The following is an 11,710-nucleotide window of genomic DNA, read 5'->3' as shown; positions in this document are numbered from 1 at the left end:
GTGCGCATGTGGCGCGGTGGGCGGCGCGCGAGGGCGCCGGCCACCTCCTGCTCATCAGCCGCGACCAGCCGTCCGTCGAGGACCGCGCCGCACTCGAATCCGACCTGCGCGACCTCGGCGCCGAGGTCACCATCGCCGCCTGCGACGCCACCGACCGCGACGCCCTTGCCGCGGCGATCGGCTCCCACGACGGCCCGCCGGTCCGGGCCGTCGTGCACGCCGACGCCCAGCGCAGGCTCGGCCCCCTGGCCGAGACCACGCCCGAGACGCTGCGGGCGGTCGCCGCCGCCAAGTCCCGGATCGCCGAACACCTCGACACCCTGTTCGCCGACGCGGACCTGGACGCGTTCGTGCTGTTCTCCTCGGTCGCCGGCGTGTGGGGCAGCGGCGACCACGCCGCCTACGCCGCCGCCAGCGCCGAAGTCGACGCGCTGGCCGAACGGCGCCGGGCGCGCGGCGCCAAGGCGACCTCGATCGCCTGGGGACTGCTGGCCGTCGACGGCGAAGGCGGACGGGACGGCAAACGCACGCACGGGATCGGCCACCTGCCGGTGGGCCCGGCCCTCGATGCGATGCAGCGGGCCGTCGAGCGCGACGACACCGCAGCCGTTGTGGCCGACGTGGACTGGGCGCGGTTCGTGCCCGCGTTCACCATGTCCCGGCCGAGCCCGCTGCTGGAGGGCATCCCCGCCGCCGCACCGGGCGGCCCGGCGTCCGCGGGGGACTCCGCCGGCACCGACACGGCCGGTTCCCCGGACGCCGCCGACTCCGAACTGCGGCGGCGCCTTTCGGCCCTGCCCGAAACCGAGCAGCACGCCGAACTGCTGGAGATCGTGCGCCAGGCGGCGGCGTTCGTGCTCGGCCACGGCACCATCGCCGATGTCCCGGCGAACCGCCCCTTCAGCGACCTCGGCTTCGACTCGCTCACCGCGATCGAATTGCGGGACCGGCTGGAGGACGAAACCGCGTTTCGGCTCCCGGCGACCGCGGTTTTCGACTACCCCACCCCGACCGCGCTCGCCGAGCACCTGCACGCCGAACTGCTCGGCGCCGCCGACGAGGCCGTTGCCGGCCCCCGGGACGGCACCGACGAACCGATCGCGATCGTGGCGATGAGCTGCCGGCTTCCCGGCGGGGTCCGCACCCCCGAGGACCTGTGGCGGCTCGTCGCCGACGGCACCGACGCGATCGCCGGGTTCCCCACCGACCGCGGTTGGGACGTCGACGACCTCTACGACCCCGAACCCGGCACGGTGGGCAAGTCCTACGTGCACGACGGCGGCTTCCTCGACGATGTCGCCGAGTTCGACCCGGCGTTCTTCGGCATCAACCCGCGCGAGGCGCTGGCCATGGACCCGCAGCAGCGGCTGCTGCTGGAGACCTCCTGGGAGGCCCTGGAACGCGCCGGCATCGACCCCGCCACACTGCGCGGCAGCGACACCGGGGTCTATGTCGGCACCAGCATCCAGGACTACGGCGAGCGCGTCATGCGCAGCACCGACGAGGCCCTCGCGGGCTACGCCGGGACCGGAAACTCCGCCGCGGTCATGTCCGGGCGGGTGTCCTACACCTTCGGGTTCGAAGGCCCCTCGCTCACCGTCGACACCGCCTGCTCCTCGTCGCTGGTGGCGATGCATTCGGCGGTGCGGGCGCTGCGCAGCGGCGAGACCGCGCTGGCCATCGCCGGAGGGGTGACCGTGATGGCGAGCCCGATCATGTTCGTCGAGTTCAGCCGGCAGCGCGCGCTCGCCGCCGACGGCCGCTCCAAGTCGTTCTCCGCGGGCGCCGACGGCACCGGGCTGTCCGAAGGTGTCGGCATGGTGGTGCTGGAGCGCCTCTCCGACGCCCGCCGCAACGGCCACCCGGTGCTCGCCGTGCTGTCCGGTACCGCGGTCAACTCCGACGGCGCCAGCAACGGGCTGACCGCCCCCAACGGACCCTCCCAGCAACGGGTCATCCGCAACGCCCTGGCCGACGCAGGTCTGGCAACCGGCGACGTGGACATCGTGGAGGCGCACGGCACCGGTACCGCGCTGGGCGACCCGATCGAGGCCGGCGCCCTGCTCGCCACCTACGGCCGGAACCGGACGGAGCACCCGCTGCGGCTGGGCTCGCTGAAGTCCAACATCGGGCACACCCAGGCCGCCGCAGGTGTCGCCGGGGTGATCAAGATGGTGCTCGCCATCCGCAACGGGGTGCTGCCGCAGTCGCTGCACTCGGCCGAACCCACCGGCCACGTCGACTGGTCCGCCGGAACGGTCGAGCTGCTGAGTGAATCGGTGCCCTGGCCCGAAACCGGCCGGCCGCGCCGGGCCGGCGTGTCGTCCTTCGGGATCAGCGGCACCAACGCCCACGTCATCCTGGAGCAGGAACCGGAGGCGACCGCTGCCGGCGGGTCCGGCAGCGGTCCGGAACCCGCCGCAGGCGCCGAGTCCCCGGAAACCGCCGGGCCCGCGGCCGTGCCGTGGCTGCTGTCGGCCAGGAGCGAGGCCGCGCTGCGCCGCCAGGCCGAACGGCTCCGCGCCTTCGCCGGCGCCGGTGCCGCCGAAGCCGGCGCGGACGCATCCGCAGCCGACATCGGCTACACGCTGGCCACCGCCCGTTCGCTGTTCGAGCACCGCGCCGTGGTGGTCGGGCACGACCGCAAGGAACTCACCGCCGGCCTGGACGCGCTGGCCGCAGGGGAGCCCGCCGAGCGCGTCGTGGCGGGAACCGCCGCCGCAGACGCCAAGGCCGTGTTCGTCTTCCCCGGGCAGGGGTCGCAGTGGGTGGCAATGGGCCGGGAACTGCTGGAGACCTCGCCGGTCTTCAGCCAACAGGCGCGGGCCTGCGCCGAGGTGTTCGGCCCCATGCTCGGCTGGTCGCTGCTGGATGTGCTCCGCGGCGCCGAGGACGCCGCCCCGCTGGACCGCATCGACGTGGTGCAGCCCGCACTGTTCACCATGATGGTGTCGCTGGCGCGGCTGTGGCGCTCCTACGGTGTCGAACCCGCCGCGGTGACCGGAACCAGCCAAGGCGAGATCGCCGCCGCCTACGTCGCAGGCGCCCTGTCACTGGAGGATGCCGCGCGCATCGTCGGCCTGCGCAGCAAGCTGCTGGCCGAGCGGCTGGTGGGCCGCGGCGCACTCGTCTCGGCCGGGCTGTCCGCCGAGGAGGCCCGCGAGCGGATCGCCCGCTGGGACGGCCGCCTCGAAGTCGGCGGTGTCAACGCCGCCCGCCTCGTCACGATCGCCGGCGAGCCCGGCGCGCTGTCCGAGCTGCAGGCGGAGCTGGAGGCCGACGGCGTGCGCGTACGGCAGGTGGCGGCCTCGGTCGCCACCCACTGCGCCCAGGTCGACGGCATCCGCGACGAGCTCATGGAGATCCTCGAACCGGTCACCCCGCGCCCCGCCGAGGTCCCGTTCCACTCCACGGTCACCGGCGGGCTGCTGGACCCCGCCGACCCGGTCGGCATGGACGCCGAGTACTGGTTCGCCAACACCCGCGAACCCGTCCTGTTCGAACAGGCCACCCGTTCGCTGCTCGAGACCGGGCACACGGTGTTCATCGAGGTCGGCCCGCACCCGGTCGTCGGCTTCGCGGTGCAGGAGACCATCGACGACCGCGGTGCCGCCGCCGCGGTCACCGGCTCCCTGCGCAGGGGCGACGGCGGAACCGACCGGTTCCTGGCCTCGCTGGCCGAGGCGCACGTGCGCGGCGTCGGCGTGCAGTGGGACGCGGCGTTCACCGGATCCGCCGCCCGCCCGGCCGAGGTGCCCACCTACGCGTTCCAGCGGCAGCGGTACTGGCTGAACGACGCCACCGCGGCGCCGGCCGACGCCGGCGCGGCCGGCCAGCGCCCGCTCGACCACCCGCTGCTGCCCGCCGGGCTGCCGCTGCCCGGCGACGCCTACCTGCTCACCGGCAGGCTGACGCGGGCGGGCCTGGGCTGGCTCCCCGAGGACGCCGACGCACTGCCCGGTGCGGCGCTCGCCGAACTGGCGGTGCGCGCCGGCGACGAGGTGGGCTGCGAACGCCTGGAAACCCTCTCCGCTGAGGACTGCGACCCCCTGGTGGTGCCCGAGTCCGGCGGCAGGGCGCTGCAGGTCTCGGTCGCCGCACCGGACGCCTCGGGCCGGCGGGCCGTCGAGGTGCACTCCCGCGCCGAAGACGCACTGGCCACCATGCCGTGGAGCCGCCACGCCACCGGGGTGCTCGCGCCCGGATCGGCACCGGCCTCGTTCGACCTCGCCGCATGGCCGCCGTCCGGTGCGGCGCCTGAGCAGGAGGTGTGGCGGCGCGGCGACGACGTGTTCGCCGAGGCCGCCCTGGAAGAGTCCGAACTCGGCGACGCCGCCCGGTTCGGCCTGCACCCCGCCCTGGTGGAACGGGCGCTGGCCGCGGCCCTGGAACCCGGCGAGCGGCCCGCCTCCTACAGCGGGGTGTCGCTGCACGCCACCGGGGCGAAAGCGCTGCGGGTGCGGGTGAGCAGGATCGGCGCGGACACCGTCTCGGTTGAGATGGCCGACCACACCGGTGCGCCGGTGGCCGCCATCGACTCCCTCACCCTGGCACCGCCGCCGTCCGGCGCGCACTCCGAGGCAACCGACGGCGCACTGTTCCGCCCCGACTGGGTACCGCTGCCCGGAGCCGCCGCGGCACCCTCCGGCCGGTGGGCGGTGCTCGGCGCCGACCCGTTGGGGCTGGCCGCGGCGCTCGGTGCGGTCGGCGGCACCGTCGAACACCACGACACCCTTGCTGCGCTGGGTGCGGCCGCGGAAACCGCCACCGCACCCCCTGACGTGGTGTTCGTCTGCTGCGAGCCCGCGCCCGCCGCGGACGCCGCGGCGGTGCACCGCGCCGCGCAGCAGGCGCTGGAGCTGGCGCGGCAGTGGCTCGCCGACGACCGCTTCACCACCGCGCGCCTCGCGTTCGCGACCCGCGGCGCGGTCGCCGCCACCGGCGACGAGGACGTCGCCGACCTGGCGCACGCCGCGGTGTGGGGCCTGATCCGGTCGGCGCAGTCGGAGAACCCGGACCGGTTCCTGCTGGTGGACCTCGACGACGCTTCCTACGGAACGCTGCCCGCGGCGGTTGCCGGCGGCGAAGCCCAACTCGTCCTGCGCGGCGGCACCGCGCTGGGGCAGCGGCTGCGCGTGGCACAGCGCCCCGGACCGGGCGCGCCGGACCGGGCGCCGGCCGCGACCGGGCGCATGGACCCCGGCGGCACCGCGCTGGTCACCGGCGCCAACGGCACCCTCGGTGGGCTGGTCGCCCGCCACCTCGTGGCCGAGCACGGCATCCGGCGGCTGCTGCTGGTCAGCCGCTCCGGCACGGGCACCGCCGATCTGGAAGCGGAGTTGGCCGAGCAGGGCGCCGCGGTCGCCACCGCCGCCTGCGACGTCGCCGACCGGGCCGCGCTGGCCGAGGTCCTCGCCGCCCACCCCGTCACCGCGGTGTTCCACACGGCCGGTGTGCTCGACGACGGCGTGCTGGCGTCGCTCACCCCCCAGCGGCTGGAGCGGGTGCTGCGGCCCAAGGTCGACGGCGCACTCAACCTGCACGAACTGTGCGGCGACGTCGACGCGTTCGTGCTGTTCTCGTCGTCCGCGGCCACGTTCGGCAGCCCCGGCCAGGCCAACTACGCCGCCGCCAACACGTTCATGGACGCACTGGCCCAGCACCGGGCGGCCCGCGGGCTGCCGGCGGTGTCGCTCGGCTGGGGCTTCTGGGCCCAGCGCAGCGGCATGATCGGCGAGTTGGACCAGGCCGAGCTGGAGCAGCGGATGGGGCGCAACGGGATGCGGCCCATCCACCCGGCCGAAGGGGTCGCGCTGCTCGACGCCGGGATGCGCGCCGGCCCGGCCGCGCTGCTGCCGCTGCACTTGGACGTGCCCGCCCTGCACGGCCTCGCGCGGGCCGGGCTGCTGCCCGCGATCCTGCGGGAGTTGATCCGCGCACCCAAGCGCCGGGAGGCCGACAGCGGCGCCGGCGGCGAGGAGTCGACGCTGCGGGACCGGCTGGCGGACCTGGACCGCGACGGCCGCCGGGCCGCCCTGCTGGAGCTGGTCGGCGGCACCGCCGCCGCGGCACTGGGCTATGAGTCGGCGCAGGAGGTGTCGCCGGACCAGGCGTTCAAGGAACTGGGGTTCGACTCGCTGACCTCCGTGGAACTGCGCAACCGGCTGAACGCGGCCACCGGCTTGAAGCTGCGCGCGACCCTCGCGTTCGACTTCCCGAGCCCGCTGGCCGTGGCCGACCACCTGGCGTCGCAGCTGTTCGGCGACGACACCGGGCCGTCCGGTGCGGACGCCGGGGGCGAAAACGAACAGGAATCGGAGGTCGACTCCATGGACCTGGAAGCACTCGTGGACCTGGCGCTGGAGAACGACGGCTCGTAGCCGCAGGAGCTGAAGCAGGAGGGGAGAGGGGAACTGCAATGGCGGTATCCACCGAAAAGCTGGAGACGGCGCTGCGGGCGTCGATGAAGGAGAACGAGCGGCTGCGCCGGGCCAACGACCGGCTCACCGAACCCATCGCGATCGTGGGGGCGGCGTGCCGCTTCCCGGGCGGGGCCGCCTCGCCCGAGGACCTGTGGCGGATCGTCGACACCGGCACCGACGCCGTCACCGGGTTCCCCGCCGACCGCGGCTGGACCGCCACCGAGGGGTTCGGCAGCAGCGGCGGCGGCTTCCTGCACGACGCGGCCGACTTCGACCCGGAACCGTTCGGCATGTCGCCGCAGGATGCCGTGGCCGCCGACCCGCAGCACCGGCTGCTGCTGGAGACCAGCTGGGAGGCGTTCGAACGGGCCGGTATCGACCCGGCCGCGGTGCGGGGCAGCCGGACCGGCGTGTTCGCCGGCCACATCTTCCACGACTACAGCTACCGTTTCCGCCGGCCGCCCGAAGAGCTCCTGGGCTACACCTACTTCGGTAGCGCGGGCAGCATCGCGGTGGGGCGGATCGCCTACCACTTCGGGTTGGAAGGCCCCGCCATGTCGCTCGACGCGGCGTGCGCCTCCTCGCTGGTGGCCCTGCACCTGGCCTGCCAGGCGCTGCGGCGCGACGACTGCACGCTGGCGCTGGCCGGCGGCGTGGCGGTGATGTCCACCCCCGAACTGCTGGAGGAGACCACGCGCCAGCAGGGCGAGATGGCCCCCGACGGCCGCTGCAAATCGTTCTCCGCAGCGGCCGACGGCATGGGGCTGTCCGAAGGCGCCTCCATGCTGCTGGTCGAGCGGCTGTCGGACGCCGAACGCAACGGCCGCCCCATCCTCGGTGTCGTCCGCGGCAGCGCCGTCAACCAGGCCGGCGCGGGCAACGGGTTCTCTGCCCCCAACGGGCCCTCGCAGGAGCGGCTGATACAGCGGGCCCTGGCCGACGCCGGGCTCGACCCGGCCGATGTGGACGCGGTCGAGGGGCACGGCACCGGTACCGCGCTCGGCGACCAGATCGAGGCCCAGTCGGTGCTGGCCGTCTACGGCCGCGACCGTCCTGCGGACCGGCCGCTGCGTTTCGGGTCGATGAAGTCCAACGTGGGCCACACCCAGGCGGCGGGAGGCGGCGGCGGGGTGATCAAGATGCTGGAGGCGATGCGGCACGGCCGGCTGCCGCGCACCCTGCACGCCGACGAGCCGATGCCCGGCGTCGACTGGGACGAGGGAGCGGTCGCGCTGCTGACCGAGCCGGTCGAGTGGCCGCGCCGCCAACAGCCGCGCCGCGCGGGGGTGTCGGCGTTCGGGGCCAACGGCACCGCCGCCCACGTGCTGCTGGAGCAGCCTCCCGAGCCCGAGCCGCGCAGTGGGACCGGCGCCGATGCCGGCGCGGGGGTGTTGCCGTGGCTCGTTTCGGCGCACGGCCCCCAGGCGCTGCGGGCCCAGGCGCAGCGGCTGCTGGCCGCCGCCGAGGCCGCTCCGGACGTGCCTGTGGGCGACGTGGCGTTCACGCTGGCGACGGGCCGCGCGGCGCTGGCGCACCGGGCGGCGGTGGTGGCCGCCGACCGGGCGGGCCTCCTGGCCGGCCTGGCCGCGCTGGCCGAGGACCGCGAGGATCCCGCTGTGCTGCGCGGTACGGCCGCCAAACCGGCCCGCGCCGCCTTCGTCTTCTCCGGTGCGCAACGCGACGGCGCAGCCGGCCGGGAGCTGTATCGGGCGTTTCCGGCCTATGCCGCGGCGTTCGACGCCGCGCCTGCGGAGGTCGCGGCCGAGGCCGGGCTGTTCGGGCTGCTGGCCGCGTGCGGGGTGCTGAGCGCGCCGCCCGCCGACAAGGTGCACGCCCTCGCCGCGGACGGCGGCCGGTGGCCCGTCGCCGACGACGCGCCCGTTGTGATCGACGCGGACACCGTCCTGGGGCGCCAGGACCCGGTCCGCGCCGCGGTCGCCGCCCTTGCCGCGGCCCATGTGCAGGGGGTGCCGGTGGACTGGCGGGAATTGTGCGCAGGTACCGATGCCCGCCACGCGGAGCTGCCCACCTACGCGTTCCAACGCCGGCGGTATTGGCTGGAGTGATCCCGCCGGCGGTACAGCGCAGCGGCGGCGCCGGCCCGGTGCCGCCGCGGGCGGCGGGCGGCGGGCGGCGGGGTTGCCCTACCACACGCGGGTGACGCACCGCGCTACCCGGAGTTGGCCGCAGCGACCGCCGGACGTCGAAGGCGGATCTTCTGCAGGGCCGAAACTGACACGGTTCCGGCCCTCGGATAGAACAGGTTGAAAAGGGGATGCTCATGCCGTCCTGGGGATTGGCACCGGTGCTGCGGCCGACCGCGCTGCTGGCCGGCGCCCTGGCGCTCACCCTCGCACTGCCGGCGGCGGCCGTCGCCGCCCCCGGGGCCGGGGGCGCCCGCCTTTCCCCCTTCGACGCCGTCGACCAGTTCATCGGCACCGAGATGGACACGTCGCAGAACAAGAGCAACGACGCCTACGGCAACACCTATCCCGGTGCGGCCGTGCCGTTCGGGATGGTGCAGCCGAGCCCGACCACCTACAAGCCGGGCAACCCGCTCGTCGGCGAAAAGGGCGGCTACGAGTACACCGCCGAGCTGATCCGCGGGTTCGGCATGACCCGTTACTCGGGCTCGGGCTGCACCGGACGCTACGGCGGCTACGAGTTCCCGACCATCCCCTACGCGGGCGAACTGGACGACGGGGTACTGCCGGCCAACCCTTCGACCGCCATCTCCGACTACTACCTGGGCTTCGACCACGGCAACGAGACGGCCGAACCCGGCTACTACTCTGTCGGGTTGGACAACGGGGTCGACGTCGGCCTTACCGCGGACCGGCGCACGGCCGTGAGCAGGTTCGACTTCCCGCGCAGCGGCGACTCCACGCTGATCCTCGACGTGTCGGGCCCCAACAACCGGACCTTCGGCAGCGAGGTCGAGATCGACCCCGGGACCCGCACGGTGAGCGGCTGGATGCACGGCGCCGACATCTGCGACAACGGCAACCACTACCGGGCGTACTTCTCGACCACCTACGACCGGGACTTCGAGTCCTACGGCGTGTGGAAGGACGGCGCGATGACCGCCGGCGAGACCCGCGCCCGCAAGAGCACCGACGACACCGGCGCCGACTACCGCCACGACACCGGCGCCTGGGTCACCTTCGCCGACGGGGCCAAGGTGACCGCCAAGACCGGCCTGAGCTTCGTCAGCGTGGCAAACGCCGCCGAGAACCGCGACACCGAAGTCGGCAAGGCCGGATTCGGCAAGGTGCGCGCCCGGGCCCGCCACCTCTGGAAGGACGCGCTCGGCACGATCGGTGTGCGCGGCGGCACCCATGAGGAACGCACGAAGTTCTACACCGCCCTCTACCACGCGCTGCTGCACCCCAACGTCCGCGACGACGCCAACGGCGAGTACCTCGGCTACGACGGCGAGGTGCACACCGTCGGGAAGGGCCGGCACTTCTACAAGAACTTCGCCGGCTCCGGCTGGGACATGTACCGCAGCCAAGCTCAACTCATCGCCCTCACGTTCCCCGGGGTCGCCGCCGACATCAACCGGTCGATCGTGGCACTGGTCGAGCAGACCGGCGGCTGGGCGCCGGGCGCCGCCCGGATGCAGGGCGACAACCTGCAGGTGATCCTGGCGACCCTCGACGACATGGGCGCCACCGACTACGACCGCAACGCGGCGCTGGAATCGATGCTGTCCACCCAGGTGCTGCCGGCGTCGTCCACGACCCGCTCCAACGGCTACCAGTACTTCGCCACCGGGATGATCGAGAACCGCAACGGCGACTTCGCGACCTCGCGGGTCCTGGAGTACTCCGTCGACGACTTCGCGATCGCGCAACTGGCGCAGCGCCTCGGCAACGCCGACGCGCACGACCTCTTCATGGCGCGCGCGCAGAACTGGATGAACGTCTTCGACCCGCAGACCCGGCACATCCGCCCGCGGGAGCGAACCGGCTTCGACCGCGGCTTCGACCTGCGGGTGCGCGACGACGGCGCGGGCCGCGGCCAGTTCAACCAGTCGACCGGGTACCAGTACGGCTGGTTCGTGCCGCACAACCTCTCGACCCTGATCGACAAGCGCGGCGGTACCGCGGAGTCGGCGGCGGCGCTCGACGTACTCATGGAGGACCTCGACGCCGGCGCCTACACCCAGACCGGCAACTACCTCTCCAACCAGCCGGCGTTCAACACGCCGTGGGTGTACAACTGGCTGCAAACGCCCGAGAAGACGACCGACGTGCTGTACCGCGCCGTCACCGGGATGTACGACACCTCGCCGTCGGGACTGCCCGGCAACGACGACCAGGGCTCGCTGAGCGCGTGGTACGTGTTCGCCAACCTCGGCGTGTACCCGGCGATCTACGGCACCGGCGACCTCGTTGTCAGCGCACCCATGTTCGAGCGGATCCACATCGACCCGGTCGGCGGCGGCGACCGGGATATCCGCATCAACGCCCCGGGCGTCGCCGACGGGAAGCGCTACACCACCGGGCTGCGCGTCAACGGGAAACCGCGGTCGGAGTCCTGGATCGACGCCCGGTTCGTCCGCTCCGGCGGCACCATCGACTTCGAGACGGCGGCGGCTCCCGGCGACTGGGGGACCGGGGCCGGCGACGTGCCGCCCTCCTACACCGATGGGGCCGACGCCCGCAACAACATCGGCACCACCCCCGAGGGGCGGGGCGGCCTGGGGTCGCTGGACTTCAGCGACTGGTCGCTTTCGCGGGCCGCCCTCGCCGGCGCCGGGGCCGAGCCGGGCGCCGAGATCCCGTTCGACGGTACGGGGATCGAGTTCACCTGGCCCGACACCGAACCCGGGCAGCCGGACAACTGGATCCCGCACGGGCAGCGGATCGGCGTCGACCGCAGCGGGGCGGGCAAGATCTCCTTCCTCGGGCTGGCGACCAACGGGCCGGCTGCGGGCACGGCGACGGTGCGCTACACCGACGGGTCGAGCCGGCAGGTCGCCGTCGAGTTCACCGACTGGGCGGCGCCGGCGGCGGGCGGCAACACCGCGCTGATCACCGTGGGCGGACGCAACAACGCCGACGGTTCGACCGGGGACGGCACCTTCAGCGTGTTCGCGACGCGACCCGTGGTGCTCGACCCGGACAAGACCGTCGAGGAGGTTGTCCTGCCCAGGGGCAGCGACCGGGGCACAATGCACATCTTCGACGTGGCGCTAGCGGAGTAGGGGCGGGCCCGAAGCGTCCCGGAGCACTCCGGAACGGATGCCGGGCCGCCAGCGCCGACCGCTGCCGACCGCCGCT

Annotated in this window: 3 protein-coding genes; all 3 read left to right on the top strand. The window is 74.0% G+C overall.

Annotation, left to right across the window (positions count from 1 at the left end; all coding sequences use genetic code 11):
• A partial coding sequence (locus ACYVD5_RS22745) for an SDR family NAD(P)-dependent oxidoreductase (RefSeq protein WP_461003156.1) occupies window positions 1-6,380 on the top strand: 6,380 nt, incomplete at its 5' end.
• Between the two features lie 38 nt (window positions 6,381-6,418).
• Window positions 6,419-8,488, top strand: a complete 2,070-nt coding sequence (locus ACYVD5_RS22740; protein ID WP_461003155.1) for a beta-ketoacyl synthase N-terminal-like domain-containing protein — start codon at window positions 6,419-6,421, stop codon at window positions 8,486-8,488.
• Between the two features lie 215 nt (window positions 8,489-8,703).
• On the top strand, window positions 8,704-11,634 hold the full coding sequence (locus tag ACYVD5_RS22735; protein ID WP_461003154.1) for a GH92 family glycosyl hydrolase: 2,931 nt from the start codon (window positions 8,704-8,706) through the stop codon (window positions 11,632-11,634).
• Window positions 11,635-11,710 lie beyond the last annotated feature (76 nt).

Source organism: Streptomonospora sediminis, assembly GCF_054778995.1.
Note: the sequence above shows the minus strand (reverse complement) of the source record. Positions and strands in the feature narration are given on the sequence as shown.

Bases quoted from the DNA above. Each gene is read 5' to 3' on its own strand.
- ACYVD5_RS22740 (WP_461003155.1), top strand. From the start codon at position 6,419: ATGGCGGTATCCACCGAAAAGCTGGAGACGGCGCTGCGGGCGTCGATG.
- ACYVD5_RS22735 (WP_461003154.1), top strand. From the start codon at position 8,704: ATGCCGTCCTGGGGATTGGCACCGGTGCTGCGGCCGACCGCGCTGCTG.